Source organism: Kitasatospora sp. NPDC094019 (genome assembly GCF_044764505.1).
Lineage (GTDB): Bacteria > Actinomycetota > Actinomycetes > Streptomycetales > Streptomycetaceae > Kitasatospora.
Map to the genome: position 1 here is coordinate 92,063 of NZ_JBIWIF010000001.1, position 23,161 is coordinate 115,223.

General features: G+C 74.2%; 19 protein-coding genes. 10 read left to right on the forward strand and 9 right to left on the reverse strand.

Annotated elements, in window-relative coordinates; genetic code table 11:
- Positions 1-2 precede the first annotated feature (2 nt).
- From ACIQ9P_RS00450 to ACIQ9P_RS00465, 4 genes are all read right to left on the reverse strand, one after another.
- On the reverse strand, positions 3-2,189 hold the full coding sequence (locus ACIQ9P_RS00450; protein WP_402347351.1) for a 3-hydroxyacyl-CoA dehydrogenase NAD-binding domain-containing protein: 2,187 nt from the start codon (positions 2,187-2,189) through the stop codon (positions 3-5).
- A gap of 54 nt (positions 2,190-2,243) precedes the next feature.
- Positions 2,244-3,458 (reverse strand): acetyl-CoA C-acetyltransferase, encoded by a 1,215-nt coding sequence (locus ACIQ9P_RS00455; RefSeq protein WP_402347354.1) that lies wholly within the window; start codon positions 3,456-3,458, stop codon positions 2,244-2,246.
- Between the two features lie 104 nt (positions 3,459-3,562).
- Positions 3,563-4,705 carry an acyl-CoA dehydrogenase family protein gene (locus tag ACIQ9P_RS00460; protein WP_402347357.1) on the reverse strand — a complete coding sequence of 381 codons (1,143 nt, stop codon included), beginning with the start codon at positions 4,703-4,705 and terminating at the stop codon, positions 3,563-3,565.
- Positions 4,706-4,732: 27 nt separating this feature from the next.
- A complete protein-coding gene (locus tag ACIQ9P_RS00465) occupies positions 4,733-6,013 on the reverse strand; it encodes a CaiB/BaiF CoA transferase family protein (RefSeq protein WP_402349771.1) in 1,281 nt (426 codons plus the stop codon).
- Between the two features lie 205 nt (positions 6,014-6,218).
- On the opposite strand from ACIQ9P_RS00465, the gene ACIQ9P_RS00470 reads away from it, so the two are divergent.
- The 4 genes from ACIQ9P_RS00470 (at position 6,219) to ACIQ9P_RS00485 (ending at position 10,438) form a co-directional block, all read left to right on the forward strand.
- Entirely contained in the window at positions 6,219-7,343 is a 1,125-nt protein-coding gene (locus ACIQ9P_RS00470; protein ID WP_402347359.1) for a hypothetical protein, read from the forward strand.
- Between the two features lie 197 nt (positions 7,344-7,540).
- Positions 7,541-8,743, forward strand: coding sequence for a sensor histidine kinase (locus ACIQ9P_RS00475; protein ID WP_402347362.1), 1,203 nt, complete (start codon positions 7,541-7,543; stop codon positions 8,741-8,743).
- Positions 8,740-9,501, forward strand: a complete 762-nt coding sequence (locus ACIQ9P_RS00480; protein ID WP_402347365.1) for a response regulator — start codon at positions 8,740-8,742, stop codon at positions 9,499-9,501. The genes ACIQ9P_RS00475 and ACIQ9P_RS00480 overlap by 4 nt, the downstream gene beginning before the upstream one ends.
- A 274-nt stretch (positions 9,502-9,775) precedes the next feature.
- Positions 9,776-10,438, forward strand: coding sequence for a Pr6Pr family membrane protein (locus tag ACIQ9P_RS00485; RefSeq protein WP_402347368.1), 663 nt, complete (start codon positions 9,776-9,778; stop codon positions 10,436-10,438).
- Between the two features lie 88 nt (positions 10,439-10,526).
- Here ACIQ9P_RS00485 and ACIQ9P_RS00490 read toward each other — a convergent pair whose 3' ends face one another.
- Both ACIQ9P_RS00490 and ACIQ9P_RS00495 read right to left on the reverse strand, forming a co-directional pair.
- Entirely contained in the window at positions 10,527-10,898 is a 372-nt protein-coding gene (locus ACIQ9P_RS00490; RefSeq protein WP_402349773.1) for a toxin Doc, read from the reverse strand.
- 29 nt (positions 10,899-10,927) lie between these two features.
- Positions 10,928-11,140, reverse strand: coding sequence for a hypothetical protein (locus ACIQ9P_RS00495; RefSeq protein WP_030391175.1), 213 nt, complete (start codon positions 11,138-11,140; stop codon positions 10,928-10,930).
- 237 nt (positions 11,141-11,377) lie between these two features.
- Here ACIQ9P_RS00495 and ACIQ9P_RS00500 point away from each other — a divergent pair, with 237 nt between their 5' ends.
- The gene (locus tag ACIQ9P_RS00500; protein WP_402347371.1) at positions 11,378-12,964 is read left to right on the forward strand and encodes a S41 family peptidase; all 1,587 of its coding nucleotides are present in this window, start codon (positions 11,378-11,380) and stop codon (positions 12,962-12,964) included.
- A gap of 3 nt (positions 12,965-12,967) precedes the next feature.
- Here the strand turns inward: ACIQ9P_RS00500 and ACIQ9P_RS00505 are convergent, their stop codons facing one another.
- A complete protein-coding gene (locus ACIQ9P_RS00505) occupies positions 12,968-14,575 on the reverse strand; it encodes an ABC-F family ATP-binding cassette domain-containing protein (protein ID WP_402347374.1) in 1,608 nt (535 codons plus the stop codon).
- Positions 14,576-15,103: 528 nt separating this feature from the next.
- Between ACIQ9P_RS00505 and ACIQ9P_RS00510 the strand changes: the two genes are divergently transcribed.
- The 4 genes from ACIQ9P_RS00510 to ACIQ9P_RS00525 all read left to right on the forward strand — a co-directional run bounded on the left by ACIQ9P_RS00510 (position 15,104) and on the right by ACIQ9P_RS00525 (position 19,737).
- Positions 15,104-16,405, forward strand: a complete 1,302-nt coding sequence (locus ACIQ9P_RS00510) for a trypsin-like serine peptidase (protein WP_402347377.1) — start codon at positions 15,104-15,106, stop codon at positions 16,403-16,405.
- Positions 16,406-16,586: 181 nt separating this feature from the next.
- Complete coding sequence (locus ACIQ9P_RS00515) at positions 16,587-18,224, forward strand: ABC-F family ATP-binding cassette domain-containing protein (protein ID WP_402347380.1); 1,638 nt, start codon at positions 16,587-16,589, stop codon at positions 18,222-18,224.
- A gap of 152 nt (positions 18,225-18,376) precedes the next feature.
- On the forward strand, positions 18,377-18,997 hold the full coding sequence (locus ACIQ9P_RS00520; protein ID WP_402347383.1) for a nitroreductase family protein: 621 nt from the start codon (positions 18,377-18,379) through the stop codon (positions 18,995-18,997).
- 83 nt (positions 18,998-19,080) lie between these two features.
- Positions 19,081-19,737 (forward strand): GNAT family N-acetyltransferase, encoded by a 657-nt coding sequence (locus tag ACIQ9P_RS00525; protein WP_402347385.1) that lies wholly within the window; start codon positions 19,081-19,083, stop codon positions 19,735-19,737.
- 37 nt (positions 19,738-19,774) lie between these two features.
- Here the strand turns inward: ACIQ9P_RS00525 and ACIQ9P_RS00530 are convergent, their stop codons facing one another.
- Positions 19,775-20,731 carry an aldo/keto reductase gene (locus ACIQ9P_RS00530; RefSeq protein WP_402347388.1) on the reverse strand — a complete coding sequence of 319 codons (957 nt, stop codon included), beginning with the start codon at positions 20,729-20,731 and terminating at the stop codon, positions 19,775-19,777.
- A 163-nt stretch (positions 20,732-20,894) separates the two neighbouring features.
- Positions 20,895-21,317, reverse strand: a complete 423-nt coding sequence (locus ACIQ9P_RS00535) for a hypothetical protein (RefSeq protein WP_402347391.1) — start codon at positions 21,315-21,317, stop codon at positions 20,895-20,897.
- A gap of 287 nt (positions 21,318-21,604) precedes the next feature.
- Between ACIQ9P_RS00535 and ACIQ9P_RS00540 the strand changes: the two genes are divergently transcribed.
- Positions 21,605-23,128 (forward strand): carbohydrate binding domain-containing protein, encoded by a 1,524-nt coding sequence (locus ACIQ9P_RS00540; protein WP_402347394.1) that lies wholly within the window; start codon positions 21,605-21,607, stop codon positions 23,126-23,128.
- Positions 23,129-23,161: the final 33 nt, after the last annotated feature.

Consider the following 23,161-nt stretch of genomic DNA (forward strand, 5'->3'; position numbering starts at 1 on the left):
GGTCAGTCGGTGAAGGTGCGTCCCTCGGCGGCGATCCGCTCCAGCAGCGCGGGCGGGGCGAACCGCTCCCCGTACGCGGCGGCGAGCTCGCGGGCGCGCTCCGCGAAGCCGGCCGGGCCGCCCGGGTAGCCGTTGACGTACTGGAGCACGCCACCGGTCCAGGCCGGGAAGCCGATGCCCAGGATGGAGCCGACGTTGGCGTCCGCGACGGAGGTCAGCACGCCCTCCTCCAGGCAGCGGACGGAGTCCAGGGCCTCGCTGAAGAGCATCCGCTCCTTGAGGTCCTCGAACGGGATGTCCACCTCCGCGCGGGTGAAGTGCTCGCGCAGGCCGGGCCAGAGCCGCCCCCGGGTACCGTTCTCGTCGTAGTCGTAGAAACCGGCACCGCCGCTGCGGCCGGGGCGGCCGAACTCGTCCACCATCCGGTCCACCACCGCGTCCGCCGGGTGGGCGGTCCACTCGCCGCCGGCCGCCTCGACGGCCCGCCGGTACTCGTTTCGGATCTTGCGCGGCAGGGTGAGGGTCAGCTCGTCGAGCAGCGAGAGCACCTTGGCCGGGTAGCCGGCCTGGGCGGCGGCCTGCTCGACGCTGGCCGGCTCGACGCCCTCGCCGATCATGGCGACGCCCTCGTTGATGAACTGGCCGATCACCCGCGAGGTGAAGAAGCCGCGCGAGTCGTTCACCACGATCGGGGTCCGGCCGATCTGCCGGACCAGGTCGAAGGCCCGGGCCAGTGCCTCGTCCCCGGTCTGCGGGCCGCGGATGATCTCCACCAGCCGCATCCGGTCGACCGGCGAGAAGAAGTGCAGCCCGATGAAGTCGGCGGTGCGCCGCACGCCCTCGGCGAGCAGACCGATCGGCAGGGTGGAGGTGTTGGAGCAGAGCAGCGCGTCGGGGGCGACGATCCCCTCGATCTCCTGGAACACCTTGTGCTTGAGCTCCGGGTTCTCGAAGACCGCCTCGATCACCGCGTCGCAGCCGGCCAGATCGGCGGCGTCGGCGGTGGGGGTGATCCGGGCGAGCACCTCGTCGCGCTGCGCCTCGGTGCGCCGGCCCCTGGCCACGGCCTTCGCCAACAGGCCCTCGGAGTAAGCCTTCCCGCGCTCGGCGGCCTCGACGGTGACGTCCTTGAGCAGCACCTCGATCCCGGCCTCGGCACAGACGTGGGCGATGCCGGCGCCCATCATCCCGGCGCCGAGCACGGCGACCCGGCGGACCGTCTGCTTCTCCACCGAAGCGGGCCGTCCCGCACCGGAGTTGACCGCCTGGAGGTCGAAGAAGAGGGCCTGGATCATGTTCTTGCTGGTCTGCCCGCAGGCCAGCTCGGTGAAGTAGCGGGCCTCGATCGCCATCGCCGTGTCGACGTCCACCTGGGCGCTCTCCACGGCCGCGGCGAGCACGTTGCGCGGCGCCGGGTAGGGAGCTCCGGCCAGCTGCTTGCGCAGGTTGGCGGGGAAGGCGGGCAGGTTGGCGGCGAAGGCCGGGGTGCTCGGGGTGCCGCCGGGGATCCTGTAGCCCTTGACGTCCCAGGGCTGGACGGGAGCCGGGTTCGCCTCGATCCAGGCCCGTGCCCGCTCGGCCAACTCCTCCGGCGTCGCGACGAGTTCGTGGACCAGGCCGTGCTGGAGCGCCTGCGCCGGGCGGTACTGGCGGCCCTGCAGCAGGAACTTCAGCAGCGCGTCGGTGATGCCGAAGAGCCGCACCGTACGCACGATGCCGCCGCCGCCGGGGAGCAGACCGAGAGTGACCTCGGGCAGGCCGATCCGGCTGGCCGGGGTGTCGAGGGCGATCCGGTGGTGGCAGGCGAGGGCGAGTTCCAGGCCGCCGCCGAGCGCGCTGCCGTTGATCGCGGCGACGACCGGCAGGCCCAGCGTCTCCAGGGTGCGCAGGGCGCGCTTGATCCGCATCGACTTCTCGAAGACGGCGGCGGCGTCCTCCGGGCGGGCGGCGGAGAGCATCCTCAGGTCGCCGCCGGCGAAGAAGGTCTTCTTGGCGGAGGTGATCACCACGCCGCGCAGCCCGCCGGCGGCGCCGAGGCCGGCCAGCCGGGCGACGACGGTCTCGAAGTCGGCGGTGAACGCCTCGTTCATGGTGTTGACGGACTGGTCGGGGTCGTCGAGGACGAGGGTGACCACGCCGTCCTCGGCCTGCTCCCAGCGGATGGTGGTGGTGTCGCCGGTGTCGCTCATGGGGTTCTGGTCTCCTGAAAGGGGCCGGAAGGGGAGGAGGTCTCGGGGCGCGGGTCAGACGCGCTCGACGACGGTGGCGATGCCCATGCCGCCGCCCACGCAGAGGGTGGCCAGGCCGTAGCGGAGGTCGCGCCGCTCCAGTTCGTCGATCAGGGTGCCGATGAGCATCGCTCCGGTGGCGCCCAGCGGGTGGCCGAGGGCGATCGCCCCGCCGTTGACATTGACCTGCTCCGGGGAGAAGCCCATCTCCCGGACGAAGCGCAGCGCGACGGCGGCGAACGCCTCGTTGATCTCGACCAGGTCGATGTCGGCGGCGGTCAGGCCGGCCTTGGCGAGCGCCTTGCGGGTGGCGGGGGCGGGCCCGGTGAGCATGATGGTCGGCTCGGAGCCGGAGACGGCGGCGGAGACGATCCGGGCGCGCGGCCGCAGCCCGTAGCGCTCGCCGATCTCGCGGCTGCCGATCGCGACCAGGGCGGCGCCGTCCACGATGCCGGAGGAGTTGCCGGCGTGGTGGACGTGGTCGATGGCCTCCACCCAGTGGTACTTCTGCAGGGCGACGGCGTCGAACCCGCCGGCCTCGCCGATGGCGGCGAAGGAGGGCTTGAGCCCGGCCAGGGTCTCGACGGTGGTGCCGGGGCGGATGAACTCGTCCCGCTCCAGCACGACCAGGCCGTTGCGGTCGCGGACCGGGACCACCGACCGGTCGAACAGCCCGTCCGCCTGGGCCTTGGCGGCGCGGGCCTGGGACTCGGCGGCGAAGGCGTCGACGTCGGTGCGGGAGAAACCCTCGATGGTGGCGATCAGGTCGGCACCGATGCCCTGGGGAGCGAAGTTGGTCTCGTAGGCCGTCATCGGGTCGGCGAACCAGGCGCCGCCGTCGGAGGCCATCTTCACCCGCGACATCGACTCGACGCCGCCGGCCAGGATCAGGTCCTCCCAGCCGGAACGGACCTTGGCGGCGGCCATGTTGACGGCCTCCAGGCCGGAGGCGCAGAAGCGGTTCTCCTGGACGCCGGCCACCGTGTCGGGCAGTCCGGCCGCGACGGCGGCGATCCGGGCGATGTCGGAGCCCTGGTCGCCGACGGGGCTGACCACGCCGAGCACGATGTCGTCGATCGCCGCCGGGTCCAGCCCGGGGAAGCGGCGGCGGATCTCGTGGATCAGGCCGACGACGAGGTCGATCGGCTTGGTTCCGTGCAGCGAGCCGGTGGCCTTGCCCCGGCCGCGCGGGGTGCGGATCGCGTCGTAGACGTACGCTTCGGTGGTCACGGTGGACAGCCTTTCGGGGCGGGTGAGCTGAGGGCTGGGGACTGAGGGCAGAGCGCTGGGAGCCGAGGGCGGCGGCCGAGGCCCGGCGGCGGGCCGGTCGGGGTTCAGCCGAGGATCGAGCGGCCCACGATCTCCTTCATGATCTCGGTGGTGCCGCCGTAGATGGTCTGGATCCGGCCGTCGGTGAACGCCCTGGCCACCGGGTACTCGCTCATGTAACCGTAACCACCGTGGAGTTGGAGGCAACGGTCGGCGGTGCGCTTCTGCAGTTCGGTGGCCCACCACTTGGCCATCGAGGCGTCGGCCGGGGTGAGCGCGTAGCGGTTGTGCTCCGTGATGCAGCGATCCACGAAGGCCCGGGTGACCGCGCACTCGGTGGCCAGCTCGGCGATCTCGAACCGGACGTGCTGGAGCTTCGCCAACGGCCGGCCGAACGCCTCCCGCCCCTTGACGTACTCGGTGGTGATCCCGACCAGGTACTCCGCGCCGGCGATCGCGGCGGCGGCGATGGTGAGCCGCTCCTGCGCGAGGTTGCGCATCAGGTACAGGAAGCCCTGGTCGAGCTCGCCGAGCAGGTTCTCCTTCGGGACGCGGACGTCCTCGAAGAACAACTCGGCGGTGTCCTGGGCCTTCTGGCCGATCTTGTCGAGGTTGCGGCCGCGCTCGAAGCCGGGCATGCCCCGCTCGACGACCAGCAGGCTCAGGCCGTGGGCGCCGCCCTCGGGGGTGGTGCGGGCGACCACGATCACCAGGTCGGCGAGGATCCCGTTGGAGATGAAGGTCTTGGCGCCGTTGAGCAGGAAGTGGTCCCCCCGGTCCTCGGCCCGGGTGCGGATGCCCTGGAGGTCGGAGCCGGTCCCGGGCTCGGTCATCGCGATGGCCGTGATGATCCCGCCGGAGCAGAACCCGGGCAGCCAGCGGCGGCACTGCTCCTCGGTGGCGAGCGAGGTGAGGTACGGGCCGATGATGTCGTTGTGCAGCCCGATCGCCAGTCCGGACGCCCCGGCCCGGGCGAACTCCTCGGCCAGCACGGCGGCGTAGCGGAAGTCGGCGTTCCCGCCGCCTCCGTACTCCTCGGCGACGGCGAGGCCGAGCAGCCCCTGCCGGCCGGCCGCCAGCCAGGCTTCGCGGTCGACGATGCCGGCCTTCTCCCAGCGGTCGTAGTGCGGCAGCACCTCCTTGGCGAGGAACGCCCGGACGGTGCCGCGGAAGTCCTCGTGCTCGTCGGTGAAGAGGTCGCGTTGCACGGCAAACTCCTTGCGAGGGTGACGGGTTCAGGCGGTCGGTGCGGCGGGGTTCGGGGTGGCGGGGGTGCGGGCGGCGGGACCGGTCGGGCCGGTCGACTCGGGGAGGAGCGAGGGCAGGTCCCAGTCGCGGGCGATCTCGGCGGCGTCGGCGCCCGGCCGGGCCGGCGGGCGACGCAGCGCACCGGGGGTGGCGGAGAACCTCGGCGCGGGGGCCGGCTGGGTGACGCCGTCCACCTCGACATAGGTCCCCCGGCTCGCCAGGTGCTCGTTCGCATGGGCCTGACGCATCGTCAGCACCGGTTCCACGCAGGCGTCCGATCCGGCGAAGACGGCCTCCCAGTCGGCGCGGGTGCGGGCGGCGAAGCGCAGGGCGATCCGGGCCCGCAGCTCGGGCCAGCGGGCGGTGTCCCACTGGTCGGGCGCGTCCGGGCCGAGCTCCAGCAACCGGGCGAACTCGGCGTAGAACTGCGGCTCCAGGGCGCCGACCGCGAGATGACCGCCGTCGGCGGCCGGGTAGACGGCGTAGAACGGCGCGCCGCCGTCGAGCAGGTTGACGCCGCGCCGGTCCTGCCACCGGCCACCGGCGAGCAGGCCCTGGAGCACGGCGGTGAGGTGGGCGGCACCGTCGACGATGGCCGCGTCCACCACCTGGCCGGCGCCCGTGGCACGGGCGTGGTGGAGGGCGGCGAGCAGGCCGACGACCAGGTAGAGCGAGCCCCCGGCGTAGTCGCCGAGCAGGTTGGCGGCGAGGGCGGGCGGCCCCTCGGGGTCGGTCGTGGCAACGGCCCCCGGCGCGGCGGCCGTCGGGACGGTGGCCGTCGGGGCGACCAGGCCGAGGACGCCGGCCACCGCCGTGTACCCGATGTCGTGCCCGGCCCGGGCGGCCAGCGGCCCGTGCTGCCCCCAGCCGGTCATCCGCCCGTAGACGAGCGCCGGATTGCGCGCGAGGCAGACCTCCGGGCCGACACCGAGGCGCTCGGCCACCCCCGGCCGGTACCCCTCGATCAGCAGATCGGCGCGGGCGACGAGGTCGAGCACCCGGCCCGGCCCGTCGGGCGCCTTGAGGTCGACGACCACCGACCGCTTGTTGCGGTTGGCGACGTCGTGGGCCGGCTCGATGCCGAGCGGCGAGGGTTCGGGGCGGTCCACCCGGACCACGTCGGCACCGAGGTCGCCCAGCAGCATCGCGGCGAACGGTCCGGGGCCGATCCCGGCGAGTTCGACCACCCGGACGCCGGCCAGCGGCCCGCCGGCGCCACCACCCCGCGCACCCCCATGTCCACCACCGCGAACACCGCTGTCACCCACGGGCGCCACGGCCCCTCCGAGGATCGACGTAGTCTGACAGTAAAGCTGTAACACTCGCGATGATAGGCAAGCGACCCGCCGGTAACAAGACCTCCGGCCCTCGTCCTCCAGGGCGGTCGCGCACCGGCCGGATCCCCCCGGCGGGGGAGGCGGATCCGGTCTCCGGAGGACGCCCGGACCACCGGGCCGGCGGGACCGTGGGGACATGACCTCGATGCTCCCGCCCCGCGGACCCGCCCCGGCCCCGACGCCCTCCGCTCCGCCCGCCGCGGCCCCGAACGGCGTACCGGCGCCCGCGCCCCGCACCGCCGCACCGGTCGGCCGGACCCGGGCCGCGGCCGCCGGGGTGGCCGTCGCGGCCACCGTGCCCTACCTCGGTCTCAAGCTGCTCTGGCTCACCGGCCACCCGGTTGGCGTCGGCGACGCCGAGGCCATGAACGACCTGTGGCTCGTCAACCTGCTGACCTTCGGCATGGACGCCGTCGCCGTCCTGCTCGCCCTCGCCTTCGTCCGGCCGTGGGGGCGCCGGGCGCCGGCCGGGCTGGTCGCCTTCCCGATGTGGGTCGCGACCGGACTCCTCGGGACCCTCCTGTTCGCCCTGCCAGTGCTCCTGCTGTCCGCCCTGCTGCTCGGCCCGGAGCAGACACCGCCCGGCACCGACGACGGACCGAGCGGCTGGGTGTTCCAGGTGGTGTACGGCGGGTTCGCCGTCCAGGGGCTGGCGCTGATCACCGGTTTCCTGCTGTACGCCCGGGAACGCTGGGCCGGGCTGCTGCGCCACGACCGGATCGGCGACCTGCCCCACTCCCCCACCCTCACCACCCAGCGGGCATTCGCGTGCGTCGCCGCGCCGCTCGCCGCCGGGGTCGCGGCGGCCCGGTTCTACTGGGCCTGCGGCGGCACGACCGGGCTGCCGCTGGAGTGGCAGGAGCACCGCGCCCGGGGCGTGGCGGTGATGGACGGGGTGGCGGCCCTGATGGCGGTGACCGCCGGCGCGGCGCTGCTGCTGCTGGTGTTCCGGGGCCGTCCGGAGTGGCGGCTGCGCGGGCCGCTGGCCGTGCTGTGGACGGCGGCCGGGTCGCTGTTCGGCTGGGGGGCCTGGCAGGTGGTGGCGTTCGGGACGTCCGCGGCCGCGCCCGACGCGCGGCGGGCGGTGCCGGGTCCGATGATCCTGGTGGAGTCCGCCCAGGTGGTGACCGGGCTGCTGGTCCTGGCGGTGGGTGCGGTCGCCCTGGCCGAACGGGCCTCGGCGCGCGCCGTTCCGGACACCGCGTGGTCCTCGGCGACCCCGCTGTCCGGCCGCACCGCTGACGTAGAGTCTGCCCAATGATCACGGGGGCGGGGGCCGGTCGGACCATGAGCACGGACGCGGGCACGGGCACACGCGCGAGCACGGACACGGACACACACGGGGGCACGGACACACGCTCGGGCACAGGCGGCGCGGGCACGGGGACGAGCGCGACCGGCGGCGCCGCCCGCCGCGCGGCGGGCGCCCTGTTCGGGCGGCGGGCCCGGCTGCGGTGGGTGCACCTGGTGCTCGGTGGCGCGCTGCTGATGCCGTACTGGATGCTGTCGACGGTCCTGCTGGGCTCGCTCGACCCGAGCAAGGGGCCCCTGCTCCAGGTCCTGCTCTACTTCGCCGCCCTCGCCACCTCGCTCCCGATGGCCGCCGTCACCGCGCTGCTGCCGACCGTACGGGCCCTGGAGGGCGCGGCCGCCCTCGCGCTCTGCGCGCCCGCCCGGGCGGCCGAGGTGGCCACCGGACCGGCCCGGTCCTGGGCGGCCCGGCGGCGGACGGCCGGCTGGTTCATGCTGCACCTGGCGTTCGGCGGGATCGTCAGCGGGATGACACTGGCCGGCGCGCCGTTCGCGGTGGCACTGGTCCTCCGGCCGAACGGCCTGGAGAAGCTGGTGGAGTTCTGGGAGGACCACGGTCTGCCCGGCTGGCTGCCGGGCCCCGTGCTGGGCGTGGCGCTGCTCGCCCTGATCGTCGGCACCAGCGCCGGGCTCGGCGGCCTGCTGGCCCGCTGGGCGCCCCTCCTCCTCGGCCCGACCCCGGACGAACGGGTGGCCGCCGCCGAACGGCGCGCCGCCGTGCTCGCCCAGCGCAACCGGCTGGCCCGCGAACTGCACGACTCGGTCGGCCACGCGCTGAGCGCCGTCGGCATCCAGGCCGCGGCGGCCGCCCGGGTGCTGCGCGCCGACCCGGAGTTCGCGGCCGAGGCGCTGGCCGCCATCGAGGAGACCGCGCGCGGCGCCGTCGCCGAACTGGACGCCGTGCTGGGACTGCTCCGCGAGGAGGAGGGCGGCGCGGCCGGAACGGCCGGGCCGACCCTGGCCGGGCTGGACGACCTGCTGCGGCAACTCGCCCGGACCGGGCTGACGGTGGACGCCGAGCTGGCGCCGGGGCTCGACCGGCTGCCGGCCGCGTTCTCCCGCGAGGCGTACCGGATCGTCCAGGAGGGCCTCACCAATGTCCTGCGGCACGCCGGGCCGACGCCCGCGCGGCTGCGGGTCGCCCGGGCCGGCGGGGAGCTGGAGATCGAACTGACCAACCCGCTCGACCGGCTCCGGCCCAGTCGCCCCGGCGGCGGGCGCGGGCTGCGCGGGATCGGCGAGCGCGCGGCGGCGCTGCGCGGCGGCTGCGAGGCCGGGCCGGTGGACGACGGAACGAGGTGGCGGCTGGCCGTCCGGCTGCCGGTGGGAACGGGAGGAGAGCAACGGTGAACGGATCGACGAGCACGGACGCGGCGGGGACTGCAGGGGTCGGGGGGACGGCTCCCGCGGCCGTCGGCCCGGTACGGGTGGTGATCGCCGACGACGAGCGGCTGGTGCGGACGGGCCTGCGGGTGGTCATCGACGCCGAACCGGACCTCACCGTGGTCGGCGAGGCCGCCGACGGCGCCGAAGTGGTGCCGCTGGTGCGCGAACTGCGGCCGGACGTGGTGCTGATGGACGTCCGGATGCCCGGGATCGACGGCATCCGCGCCACCGAGCAGCTGATCGGCGGAATGGCCGAGCCGCCCCGGATCCTGGTGGTCACCACCTTCGAGCACGACGACCACGTGTACGACGCGCTGCGGGCGGGGGCGGCCGGCTTCCTGCTGAAGCGGGCCCGGGCGGAGGAGATGGTGCAGGCGGTGCGGCTGATCGCGCGCGGCGACTCGCTGCTGTTCCCGGCGGCCGTCCGCGAGCTGGCCCTCCGCCACGGGGTACCGTCCGCACGGGACGCCGGGCGGGGCCGGGCGGGGGGCCGTGAACAGGGCCGGGCCCGGACGCCGATCGAACGGCTGACGGACCGTGAGGGCCAGGTGCTGCGGCTGATGGCGGCGGGGCTCAGCAACGGCGAGATCGCCGCGAAGCTCGTGCTCAGCCAGGAGACGGTCAAGACGCACGTGGGCAGCGTGCTCGCCAAGCTGGGCGCGCGGGACCGCACCCAGGCGGTGATCGCGGCCTACGAGTCCGGCTTCGTCCTCCCGGGCTGAGTTCGGGCCAGGCGCGAGCCGACTTCGGGCTGAGTTCAGGCCGGGCGCGAGCCGACTTCGGGCCGAGCGCGGGCCGGGCGCGGGAGACGCGCGGGAAGGACACCGCCGGGAGCGACGGCCGCCGAGGTGTCGTCCGGGTGTCGCAAGGGCATCGACCAGGGGTTCAGCGAGTGGACGGAACGTTTCTTCCGTGCACAGCCGATGCGGGTAGAGTGCGATCTTCCCCTTCGACGTCCGATACCTCCGGTATCGCCCGAAAAGAACTGGTGGCCGCATGTCAGTCCGGACCAGCCCGGCGCTCTGGTGGCGCGCCGGCATCGTGCTCTCGACGGGCCTCGGCCTGAGCCTCCAGACCGCGCCGCTGGTGTACTTCACCATCCAGAGCAATGTGATCGTGCTCGGCTACTTCATCGGTGCCGTCCACTGGATGCTCAAGCGCGGGACCACCGACGCGCCCGCGCCCCGGCTGCGCGGCGCCGCCACCCTGTACATCCTGATCACCGGGCTGGTCTCGCACATCCTGCTGGAGCACGGCGCCAATCCGCTGCCCGGCCTGTTCGACGGACCGGACAAGCTCCAGCACTGGTCGTCGTTCTTCGTGCACTACGTCACCCCGGTGCTGGTGATCGTCGACTGGCTGGTGTTCCGGCCCCGCAACGCCTCCTCCTGGCGGGACATCCCGCTCTGGCTGACCTTCCCGCTCGGCTACGCGGCGCTGGTGCTCGTCCGCAACGCGCTGTTCTCCAACTACCCGCTGCCGTACCCGTACTTCTTCTTCGACCCGACCACCGAGGGGTACGGCTACGTCTGGGGGCAGATCGCCCTGCTGACGGTCGAGTTCGTCGCACTGGCCGCCGTCGTGGTCGGCCTGGACCGGCTGGGCACCCTGGTCCGCGCGCGGCTGACGCGCGACCGCACCACCCCGGCCGAGGTCTGAGGAGCAGTCCGGACCGGGTCCGGCCCGGCCAGGGTCCGGCGGCGGCCCGGCTCCGGCTCCGGCTCCGGCTCCGGCTCCGGCGTCGGCGTCAGATCCGCCAGGACCGGATCCGGTCGGCCGCCGCGAACACGTCCGCCCGTCCCTCCACGATGTCCCGGGCCAGTTCGACCAGCGCCCCGTAGGGCGGATCGACGCCCTCGCCCGCCGCGTGCATGTACGCGGCCGTGGCCATGCAGGCATAGAGGTTGTTGCGCAGCGGCAGCGGGCGCAGCAGCACGATGGTGTGCATCAGGGTGGCGGCGCACCAGGCCGGATCGGCGTCGTGGCCGAGCTGCGCGGTGTTCACGCGGTGCCGCGCGACGGCCGCCTGGAGTGCCGAGTAGTCGCGGACGCTGAGGTCCTCGGGCGAGGCCAGTTCCTGGATGTCGAGCAACCAGCGCAGATCGACGCGCGGCAGCATCATCACGCCCCCTCCCGTGACGGCACCGCTCAGGCGGCGGGCGCGTCCTCCGGGAACGCCCGGTCGAACTCCTCGCGGTGCTCGTTCCAGAACGCCACCGCGTGGGAGACGAACACCCGGCGCTGCTGCTCCCGAACGCTCAGATCGTGCACGTACGCCTTGACACTCTTCCCGTCGGCTGCGGCGGCCTCGCGGATGGCGGCGAGCTCGTGCTCCGTGTACTCGATGTTGAGTGCTGGCATGGCGCCGATGGTACTGGAGCCCACGGGAGTTGGACACTGAGTCGACAACCCTGACGACCCTCGGGGGAGCGTCTGCTCCGCAGGTCGGAGCCGGGTGCGCCGAAGCGTACCTCCCAGGTCCGGGCCGGGACCGATCCGCAGGCCGACGTGCCGGAACCGGTCGGGCCCGTACGGTCGACCGTGGGCGGCGGAGGGGTTCCGCGGGGGAGGCCCGGACCGGAAACGGCAGGGGACGAGATGGGTATCGGACGACGGGGGCCGGTGACCGGGGCTGCTGCGGAGGCGAGCGAGACCATCAGGACCGGCCGGACCACCAGGGCCGGCCGGTCGGCCCGGGCGGCCGGGGTCGCGGCGGTCGCGCTCGCGGTCACGGCGGGGACCATCGGCGCGGCGGGTGCCGTCGGCACCGCGCCGGACGGGAACGGCGACGCGCGGCGGCCGGGTGTCAACCGGCTGGAGGGCGTCTGGCGGACGGACGGGTACGGCGTCCTCGTCGAGGTCCGCGGAACGACCTTCACCACCTACGACGTGACCCGGATCGGCTGCACCCCGGGCTTCTACTCCGGCGTGCAGGTCGGTGCACCCGGACGCGACGGCAGCGTCCGGTACGGGCAGCCCGGCAAGGCGTACGCCTCCTCCTCGCTCACGCCCCGGGGGCGCGACGGGGCCGTGTACGCGGAGGACGGCGCCACCTCGACCAGGGACCTGACCCGGCTGCCCGGCGGCCTCCCGGCCGAGTGCCGACAGCCCGCCCCGCAGGACCCGCTCGCGGTCTTCGACCGGTTCTGGGCGACCTTCGAGGAGAACTACCCCTTCTTCGCGGCCAAGGGCGTCGACTGGCGCGCGAAGGGCGCGCAGGCGCGGGCCGGCATCACCCCGCAGACCAGCACCGACGACCTGCAGAAGGTCATCGTGGGCCTGCTGGAACCGCTCGGCGACGCCCACACCGCGCTGGGCCGCAAGCGCCCCGGCGGCGGATACGCCGGCGTCTTCGGCGGGCTGCGCCCGGGCACCGCCGAGCCCACCGACCAAGTCCGGGAGCAGGCGGCCCGGGCGGTGGCCGCCCAACTCCTCGCCCCCGAGCGACTCTTCGGCCAGGGCCTGCTCGGTGTCGGTGAACTCCCCGGCGGCATCGGCTACCTGCGGGTCAGCGGCTTCGACGGCTATGTCGAGGACGGCCCCTACCAGGACCACGCCGCCGAACTGGACCGGGCGCTGGACCTCCTGCTGGCCCACCCCGAGCGGCTGAACGGCGTGGTGGTCGACCTGCGGCTGAACGGCGGCGGCTCGGACGCGCTGGGCCTGCGGATCGCCTCCCGGCTCACCGACCGGCCGTTCCTCGCCTACCGCAAGGTGGCCCGGAACGACCCGGCCGACCCGGCCCGGTTCACCCGGCCCCAGCCGAGCGTGGTCCGCCCCGCCGCGGGCACCACCCGCTACACCGGACCGGTCGCCCTGCTGACCGCCGGCTCGACCGTCAGCGCGGGCGAGACCTTCACCCAGGCGATGGCGGAGCGGCGGCCGGCACCCGTCCGGATCGGCGAGAACACCCAGGGCGTGTTCTCCGACATCCTGTTCAAGCCGCTCTCGGCCGACTTCGTGGCCGTCCTGCCGAACGAGAAGTTCCTCACCCGCTCCGGCCGCACCTTCGACGGGCCGGGCATCCCGCCGGACGTCCGCACCCCGGTCTTCACCCCGGAGGAGCTGGCCCAGGGCCGCGACTCCGCCCTGACCGAGGCCCGCAGGCGCCTCACCGCCGTCGGCCCGGGAGCCGGCGGCGCCGACGGCGCCGGACCCGCGGCCGACGGGTCCGGCCCGCGCTGACCGTCACATCGGATCCACCGCCCTCAGCTCGCCGTCCAGCTCCAACCACCGGGTGATGCCGAGGCCGCGCAGGAAGGGCAGGTCGTGGCTGGCGACGATCAGCGCACCCTGGTAGGCGGCGAGCGCCTGGGTGAGCTGGCGCACGCCGGCCAGGTCGAGGTTGTTGGTCGGCTCGTCGAGCAGCAGCAGCTGCGGCGGCGGGTCGGCCAGCAGCAGCGCGGCCAGGGTGGCCCGGAACCGCTCGCCGCCGGAGAGCGTGCCGACCGGCTGGTCCGCCCGCCCGCCGCGGAAGAGGAACCGGGCCAGCCTGGCCCGGATCGCGTTGTCCCCCGCGTTCGGTGCGAACAGCTTGACGTTGCCCACGACGGTCAGCTCGTCGTCCAGCAGGTCCAGCCGCTGCGGCAGGTGCCGCAGCGAGACCGGGGCGGTGATCACCCCGGAGAGCGGGGCGATCTCACCGGCGATGGTGCGCAGCAGGGTGGTCTTGCCCGCGCCGTTGCGGCCGACCAGGGCGATCCGCTCGGGCCCGCGCAGGTCGAGCTCCGCGGTGATCCCTCGGGGCAGCCGAACCCGCTCCAGGGTGAGTACGGTGCGCCCGGCCGGGGTGACGGTGCGGGGCAGGTCGATCCGGATCTCGGCGTCGTCCCGCACGGCCTCCTCGGCCGCGGTCAGCTTCCGCCTGGCCTCGTCCAGCCGCTCGGTGTGGATACCCTGGAGCCGGCCGGCGGTCTCCTGGCCCTGGCGTTTGAGCTTGCCGGCGACGATCTTCGGATCGTTGCGGGCGACCGAGCGCTTCCTGCCGTAGCTGGCACTGCGCTCCAGCCGGGTGCGGGCGTCCACCAAGTCCCGCTTCTGGCGCTGGACATCGGCCTCGGCGTGGCGCAGCAGCCGCTCGGCGGTCTCCTGCTGGGCGGCGACGGTGCGCTCGTACTCCGTGAAGTTGCCCCCGTACCAGCTGACCCGGCCGTCCCTCAGTTCGGCGATCTGGTCGACGTGCTGGAGCAGTTCGCGGTCGTGACTGACGATCACCATCACCCCGCCCCAGCCGGCCACCGTCTCGTAGAGCCGCTCACGGGCGGCCCGGTCGAGGTTGTTGGTCGGCTCGTCGAGCAGCAGGACGTCGGGGCGGCGCAGCAGCAGGGCGGCGAGCCGCAGCAGTACCGCCTCGCCGCCGGAGAGTTCGCCGGTGGTGCGGTCGAGGCCGAGCCGGCGCAGGCCGAGCCGGTCGAGCAGGGCGCGGGCGCGCTCCTCGACGTCCCAGTCGTCGCCGACCGCGTCGAAGTGGCGCTGATCGGTGGATCCGGCCTCGACGGCGTGCAGGGCCTCGCGGGCGGCCCGGACGCCGAGCGCCTCGTCGACCCGCAGGCCGATGTCCAGGGTGAGCCCCTGCGGGAGGTGGCCGATCTCGCCGGCCACCTTCACCGTGCCGGAGGTGGGCGAGAGTTCGCCCGCGAGCAGGCGCAGCAGGGTGGTCTTGCCGGAGCCGTTGAGCCCGATCAGCCCCGTCCGGCCGGGGCCGACGGCGAGCTGGAAGCCGTCGAGGACGGGCCTGCCGTCCGGCCGGTCGAAGGAGAGGTCGGTGCAGAGGAGCGAGACGGTGGGTTGTGCCATGGGGGCCTCCCGAGGGTATGCCGGACGCGGCCGGTCACCGGACGTGGTCGTGGGACGACACGGGGAGACACCGCGGGTGCGGGCGGGACCGGGGAGGGAGACCGGGACGGGGACTCGGGTCGTCAGAGCGACGGGGGACGCCGGGCCGGCTCACCACTGGGGTCGGGCACTCGCACCCTCACGGACCGCGCGGGCAGCACTGGGGCTGCGGCAGGGCAGCGACGGGGCTGCGGCGCGGCGGGGGCGGTGTCTCGGGACCTCAGTAGAGCAACGGCCTTCTCCTGTTCCGGCGGGTGGCAGGGATCACGCTACGGAGGCACCCGGTGGTGTGCAACCGGTTTGTTCGGTGCCGATCACGTGCCGATCCGGTGACAGCCCCGCCCCGGAACGACCCGCGGCCGGGAGTCGTCCGCCGCTCGTGGCAGACTCCTCCCCTGCCACTCCCGCCACACCTGTGGCCCCTCCGCCGCAAGGTCGGTGGCGGGTGATCACATCCGTGGCGTGCATTCACAGGGGGAACCGAACATCATGTCATCGATATCCCGGGCGACGCGTGCCGCGCTGGGCGCCTCCGCCGTCGCGCTGACCATGGTCGTCGCGACCGCGTGCGGCCCGGAGAACAGCGACCCGGCCGGCGGCCAGACCGCCGCGGCTCCCGGCGGGACGACCGCCGCGGCCACCGCGGGCGCCACCGACAAGCCGGGCGGCCTGCCGCCGATCAAGCTTCCGACGGCCGACGAGCTGAAGAAGTGGAGCTTCGACGACTGGGACAAGTGGGCCCAGCAGAACGTCGTCACCCCGGCCGTGAAGGGCTTCTGGGACCTGCAGAAGATCCTCAAGGCCAAGCCCTACAAGCCGGGCCCGGGCAGCCAGCCCACCGCGCAGCCGACCGGTGCCGCGCCGGCCCGGCCCACCACCCCGCCGCCCGCGCAGCCCACCGCGCAGCCGACGGCGGCCCAGCCCACCAGCGCCGCCCCCGCCCAGCCCGGCGGCACCGGCGGCGGCACGGGTGGCAACGGCGGCGGCGGCCAGAACGACCCGCAGCCGAAGCTGGTCGAGATGAAGCCCCTCCCGCACCCGTTCGCCAAGCCGGCCCACGTCAACGGCAAGCTGTTCTTCCAGGACGGCAAGCAGGACTACGTCTGCTCCGGCACGGTCGTCTCCGACCCCGCGAACCCGGGGAAGAGCAACCTCGTCTGGACCGCCAGCCACTGCCTGCACGGCGGCAAGGGCGGCAAGTACCACACCAACATCACCTTCGCCCCGGCCTTCAACAGCAGCGGCGCGGTGAGCGCCGGCAAGCAGGGCACGCTCGCCGACGCCGAGCCGTACGGCGAGTGGGGCGCCGTCGCGGGCATGGTCGCCCCCCAGTGGACGGCCGAGGCCGACCCGGAGAGCGGCGGCCCGTGGAGCCAGTACGACTTCGGCATCCTCAAGGTCGCCAACCCGGACGGCGGCGCCAAGTCCCTGGAGGAGGTCGTCGGCGGCTCGGTGCCGGTCTGGTTCAACGCCCCGCGGGAGCAGATCGCCTCGGTCAGCACCTACGGCTACCCGGCCGCCAAGCCGTTCGACGGCATGGAGCTGGAGCACTGCGAGGCCGGGAAGCCGGCCCGCCGCTCGATGGACGCGTCCCGCCCGACCATGCTGATGACCGGCTGCAACGGCAGCGGCGGCGACAGCGGCGGCGGCTGGTTCACCAGCAAGGACGGCAAGCAGGTGCTGGTGTCGGACACCTCCATCGGCGGCTCCGACAACACCTGGGAGGCCGGCCCGTACCTGGACGACGTCGCCCAGCACGCGCTGGAGTACTTCTCCAAGAAGAGCAAGTGACCCCGGTCACCCGCTGAACTCCCCCGCCGGGGGCGGTGGCACCCCGCGTGCCGCCGCCCCCGGCGGTGTTTCCGGCAGTACCTCCGGTGACGCCCGCCCGGCCCCGGCCCGGCCCGCGCCCGGTCCGCTCCCCCGCCCGCTCCCCGGCCCGCTCCCCGGCCCGCCTAGAATCGACGACATCATGAGCGCCACACTCGTCGTCAAGGACCTCGCCGCCGGCCACGGCGAGCGCACCCTCTTCTCCGGCCTGGACCTGGTCGTCGCCCCCGGCGACGTGATCGGCCTGGTCGGCGTCAACGGGGCCGGAAAGTCGACCCTGCTGCGCCTGCTGGCCGGCCTGGACACCCCGGAGGACGGTTCGCGGCGGCTCAGCCCCGCCACCGCCAACGTCGGCCACCTCCCGCAGGAGCCGGAGCGCCGCGCCGGCGAGTCGGTCCGCGACTTCCTGGCCCGCCGCACCGGCGTGTCCGCCGCGCAGGCCGCACTGGACGAGGCCACCCAGGGCCTGGTGGACGGCGTGCCCGGCGCCGACGACGCCTACGCGGAGAGCCTGGACCGCTGGCTGGAGCTGGGCGGCGCCGACCTGGAGGAACGGGCCGAGGAGGTCGCCGACTCGCTCGGCCTCAAGGTCTCCCTGGACCTGCCGATGACCGCGCTCTCCGGCGGCCAGGCGGCCCGGGCCGGCCTCGCCTCGCTGCTGCTCTCCCGCTACGACGTCTTCCTGCTCGACGAGCCCACCAACGACCTCGACCTGGACGGCCTGGAGCGGCTGGAGTCCTTCGTCGAGGGCCTGCGCGCCGGCACCGTGGTGATCAGCCACGACCGCGAGTTCCTGGCCCGCACGGTGACCAAGGTGCTGGAGCTGGACCTCCACCAGCAGCGGGTCAACCTCTACGGCGGCGGCTACGAGGCGTACCTGGAGGAGCGCGCCACCGCCCGCCGGCACGCCCGCGAGGAGTACGACGAGTACGCCGACACCAAGGCGGGCCTGGAGGCGCGGGCCCGGATGCAGCGCGGCTGGATGGAGAACGGCGTCCGCAACGCCCGCCGCAAGTCGAGCGACAACGACAAGATCGGGCGCGCGATGCGCACCGAGTCCACCGAGAAGCAGGCCGCCAAGGCCCGGCAGACCCAGCGGATGATCGAGCGGCTGGACGTGGTCGACGAGCCCCGCAAGGAGTGGGAGCTGCGGATGGAGATCGCCGCCGCACCGCGCTCCGGCTCGGTGGTGGCCACCCTGCGCGCGGCCACCGCCCGGCGCGGCGACTTCGCGCTCGGCCCGGTGGACCTGCAGATCGACTGGGCGGACCGGGTCGCCATCACCGGGGCCAACGGCGCGGGCAAGTCCACGCTGCTGGCCGCCCTGCTGGGCCGGCTCGAACTCGACTCCGGCAGCTCGGCGCTGGGCTCCGGCGTGGTGGTCGGCGAGGTGGACCAGGCGCGCGGGCTGTTCCTCGGCGGGGAGCCGCTGCTGGAGGCGTTCGCCGCCGCCGTCCCGGAGCTCGCGCCGGACGAGGTCCGCACCCTGCTGGCGAAGTTCGGCCTGAAGGCGGTGCACGTGCTGCGCCCCGCGGACACCCTCTCCCCCGGCGAGCGGACCAGGGCGGCGCTCGCGCTGCTCCAGGCCCGCGGGGTGAACCTGCTGGTGCTGGACGAGCCCACCAACCACCTGGACCTGGTGGCCATCGAGCAGCTGGAGTCGGCGCTGGCCTCGTACACCGGCACGCTGCTGCTGGTCACCCACGACCGGCGGATGCTGGACACGGTGGCGGTCAACCGGCGGATCGAGGTCGGCGGCGGCCGGGTCGCCGAACTTTAGCGCCGGGGTCCGTGCGCGCCGCGGGCCGGGGAGGAGGTCCAGACCTCTTCCCCGGCCCGCCGTCATGTGCTGTGCTGTCGCCCATGGTTGACAGCACAGCGCTAGACAGCGCGGTGGCAGGCGCGTCCTACCCGACCGTCCCGCTCACCCCCATGACCGTGCCCGCCCACGAGGCCGAGGCCCGCAGCAGGTCCTTCCACGACGTGATGGACCAGCGCCGAACCGTCCGCGACTACTCGACCCGCCCGATCCCGGACGGCGTGGTCGACTGGGCCGTCCGCACCGCCAACACCGCGCCGAGCGGCGCCCACGTCCAGCCCTGGCGGTTCGTGGTGATCACCGATCCGGAGCGCAAGCGCCGGCTGCGCGAGGCCGCCGAGGCCGAGGAGCGCGAGTTCTACGCGCACCGGGCCTCCCCGGAGTGGCTGGCCGCGCTGGCGCCGATCGGAACCGACTGGGAGAAGCCGTTCCTGGAGGACGCCCCGGCCGTGATCGTGGTCTTCGAGGTGCACAAGGGCCCGCAGTCGCCGCGCCCGTACTACACCAAGGAGTCGGTGGGCATCGCGGTCGGCCTGCTGCTGGCCACCCTGCACCAGGCGGGGCTGGCCACGCTCACCCACACGCCGAGCCCGATGAAGTTCCTCAACGAGGTGTGCGACCGGCCGCAGGAGGAACGGGCCGCCTACGTCATCCCGGTGGGCTACCCCGCGGAGGGGGCGCGCGTGCCGGACCTGCGGCGCAAGGAGCTCGCCGAGGTGCTCGTCCGCCTCTGATCCGCCTCCGACGCGCCCCCGTGCGGCCGGTGAGCGGCGGCGGGCGGTGGTGACAGGTACAGGACGTCGACATAATCGCTGTCATGAACCACGTCATGCCACCGCCGTGCGGGGACGTGCCCACCCCCGACCTCGTGCCCACCGCCGTCCCCCCTGTCCCTCCCGTCTCCGCCACCCCCGGCCGGCCGCCCGAACTGCTGCGCCCGGCCGGGGCCCCGGGGATCACCCTGCGCCGACGCTCCCCCGCCCAGAGCCTCGCCCTCAACGCCGCCGTCCGGGCCGATCTCGACCACCTGCGCCCCTGGCTGGAGTGGGCCGCCGAGGCACCCACCCCGGCCCGCACCGCCGAGCTGACCGAGGCCGGAACGGCCGCCTGGGACGCCGGCACCGACTTCATCTACCTGGCCGGCCTGGACGCCGAACCCGGCCGGGTGATCGGCTCGTTCGGCCTGCACCGCCGGATCGGCCCGGGTGCGCTGGAGATCGGCTACTGGGTCGGCACCGACCACGTCGGCCGGGGCATCGCCACCACCGCCGTCCGGGCCCTCACCGGGGCGGCGTTCGCCCTGCCCGGCGTCCACCGGGTCGAGATCCACTGCGACCCGGCGAACACCGCCAGCGCCGCGGTCGCCCGGCGGCTCGGCTTCCGGCTCGACCGCGAGGTCGACGCTCCGGTGCGGGCCCCGGGCGAGACCGGGCGCAAGCAGATCTGGATCCAGGAGTGCCGCCCCGCTCCGTAGCACCCCTCCCGGCAGTACTCCCGGGACCGCTCTCCGCTCAGTACCGTCCGCCGGACGGCGCCGGCAGCGCGTCGAGCTCCGCCAGGTCCGCCGGCGAGAGCACCAGCTCGGCCGCCGCCGCGTTCTCCACCAGGTACTTCGGCGTCTTGGTGCCCGGGATCGGCAGCACGTACCGCCCCTGCGCGACCACCCAGGCGAGCGCCACCTGCGCGGGCGTCGCGCCGACCCTGGCCGCGGCCTCCCGCACCCGCTCCACCAGCGCCAGGTTCGCCTTCAGCGCGTCCTGCTGGAACCGCGGCAGCCCGCGCCGGAAGTCGTCGGCCGGCAACTCGTCGAAGGAGGCGATGCCACCGGTCAGGAAGCCCCGGCCGAGCGGCGAGAACGGCAGGAACGCGATCCCGTGCGCCTCCGTGTACGGCAGCACCTCGGCCAGCGAGTCCCTGGTCCACAGCGACAGTTCGTTCTGCACCGACGCCACCGGGTGGACGGCCCGCGCGCGCTCGATCTCCTCGACGCCCACCTCGGACAGCCCGATCCGGCGCGCCTTCCCGGCCGTCACCGCCTCGGCCAGCGCGCCCCAGGACTCCTCGATCGGCACCTCCGGGTCGACCCGGTGCAGCTGGTACAGGTCGACGTGGTCGGTCCCGAGCCGGTGCAGGCTGTCGTCGATCGCCCGGCGGATGTGCTCGGGCCGGCCGTTGCGCAGCACCCGCTCCTCGCCGGTGCCCGGCACCAGCCCGACCTTGGTGGCGAGCACCGCCCGCTCCCGGTACGGACCGGCCAGGGCGGCGCCGACCACCTCCTCGTTGCTGTACGGGCCGTAGATGTCGGAGGTGTCGATCAGCGTGACCCCGAGGTCGAGCGCCTGCCGGATCACCCGGACCGAGGTCTCGTCGTCCCGGTTGTGGACGTCGTAGGCCCAGGTCATCCCCATGCAGCCGAGGCCGACGACCCCGACCTCGGGACCCTCGCTGCCGAGCGTGGCGTTGCGCATGACGGTACTCCTCACTGGTGCCGGCCCCGTGGCGCCGACGTGCGGTCGGATCAACGGGGACCAGCCTGCCCCTTGGAGCGCACTCAAGGTCAAGCGGGCACTCCGGCCGCCGTCCGCCCCGCCCCGACGGGCGCGGCGTTCGACGAGCGCACCGCGCCCGGTGTCAGGCCACGCCCGGACCGCGCTCCGTCGCCCACTCCCGGAACCCACCGCGCAGCACCAGGTCCGCGAGCCGCCGGTAACCGCCCGCCCCCGGGTGCGCGCCGTCCGCGGCCAGGGCCTCCGCCACCCACGTCCGGTCCGCCGCCAGGACGGCCGTCACATCGACGAACGGCACCCCGCGCGCGGCGCAGACCCCGGCGATGCCCTCCGCCACCGACAGCAGCCGCTTCAGGTGCGGCGCGCCCGCGTCGGCCACCGGCGGCGGGCCCACCCAGCCCCGGAACTCCGGGTCGCCGACACCCTGGGTGAAGGAGTCGCCGAGGAACAGACACCGCAGGTTCCGCTCCGTCATGTCCTCGGCCGTCCGCGTCGCCGTCTCCCCCGCCACGTCCTTCGCCACTTCCGTCGCCGCGTCCTTCGTCATTTCCCTCGCCACTTCCCTCGTCATTTCCCTCGTTCCGGTGGCCCCTGGAGCGTGCGCCCGTACCCCGCCGGGACCCGACAGGCGGAACCTTAACGTCCGCGTAACGGAGACTGGGAGGGTGCTTTGATGCCCCGAAGGTTCTTGACGTGCGCAGGTGGTCTAGTCCAGCTTGGTCCTCAGCACCGCGCACCTCCCCCACCCGGACCACCTCCGCCGCCACCCGCCCCCGCGCCTCCTCCCCACCGCGCGCGGCCGATGGCGGACCTCGTTCCCCGAGAGGCACCCCCATGCCACGCGCGCCCCACGACACCCCTGCCCGGCACCGCCGCCCGGCGGTCCGCACCAAGCTGCTCGGCCTCACCGCCGCCGTCGTCCTCGCGGGCGGCGGCCTGGCCACGGTCGCCGGGAACGCCGGCGCCGCCGACGGCAACCTGCTCGCCAACTCAGGGTTCGAGAGCGGCTCGCTCGGCCCGTGGAGCTGTTCCGGCAGCACCGGCAGCGTGGTCAACACCGGTGCGCACGGCGGCTCCTACGCGCTGAACGGCGCCGTCGGCAGCTCCGACACCGCCCAGTGCGGCCAGAGCGTCGCCGTGAAGCCCAACACCACCTACACGCTGAGCGCCTGGGTCAAGGGCCAGTACGTGTACCTCGGCGCGACCGGCAGCGGGGTCACCGACCCGGCCGTCTGGACCCCCGGCGGCGGCGGCTGGCAGCAGCTGACCGCCAACTTCACCACCGGCGCCGCCACCACCAGCGTCAACGTCTACCTGCACGGCTGGTACGGCCAGGGCGCCTACCTCGCCGACGACGTCACCCTGTCCGGCCCCGGCGGCAACCCGAGCACCCCGCCGCCCAGCACCACCCCGCCGACCACGACGCCGCCGACCACCACCCCGCCCACGACCACGCCGCCCACCACCCCGGCGCCCAACGTGGCGCTCCCGGTGGCGCCGTACATCGACATGGGCGCCTGGCCCACCCCCTCGCTGCCCGCGATGGCCAAGTCCGGCAACCTCAAGGGCTTCACCATGGGCTTCGTCACCGCCGTCGGCTGCAAGGCCAGCTGGTTCAACGCCTACGACCCGCGCACCGGCTGGGCGAAGGACCAGATCGACGCGCTGCGCGCGGCCGGCGGCGACGTCAAGCTCTCCTTCGGCGGCGCCAGCGGCACCGAACTCGCCGCCGCCTGCACCACCGTCGACTCGCTGTTCGCCGAGTACGACGCCGTGGTGAAGGCGTACGGCCTGCGCTACGTGGACTTCGACATCGAGGGCGCCGCGATCGCGGACACCGCCGCCAACGACCGCCGCTCCGCCGCGCTCGCCAAGCTGCAGAAGGCCAACCCGGGACTGAAGGTCTCCTTCACCCTGCCCGTCCTCCCCGAGGGCCTCACCACCGAGGGCGTCGCCATCGTCCGCTCGGCCCGCGACGCGGGCGTGGACGTCGACCTGGTCAACATCATGGCGATGGACTACTACCGCTCCGGGGCGGACTACGGCGACGCCGCCGTCCAGGCCGCGCAGTCCCTGTACGGCCAGCTCAAGGCCCTGTACCCGGCCAAGAGCGACGCCCAGCTGTGGTCGGCGGTCGGCGTCACGCCGATGATCGGCGAGAACGACGACCACCAGATCTACAACCAGGCCGACGCCCAGCAGTTGGTCTCCTTCGCCCGCCAGCACCACCTGGGCGTGCTGGCCTTCTGGGACGCCACCCGGGACGCCAACGCCTGCACCGGCGGCCTCTTCAAGTGCACCAACATCCCCCAGCAGCCCTACGAGTTCGCCAAGATCTTCGCCCAGTACACCGGCTGAGCGACCCCGCTCCGCCTCGCCCCGCCCGCGCCG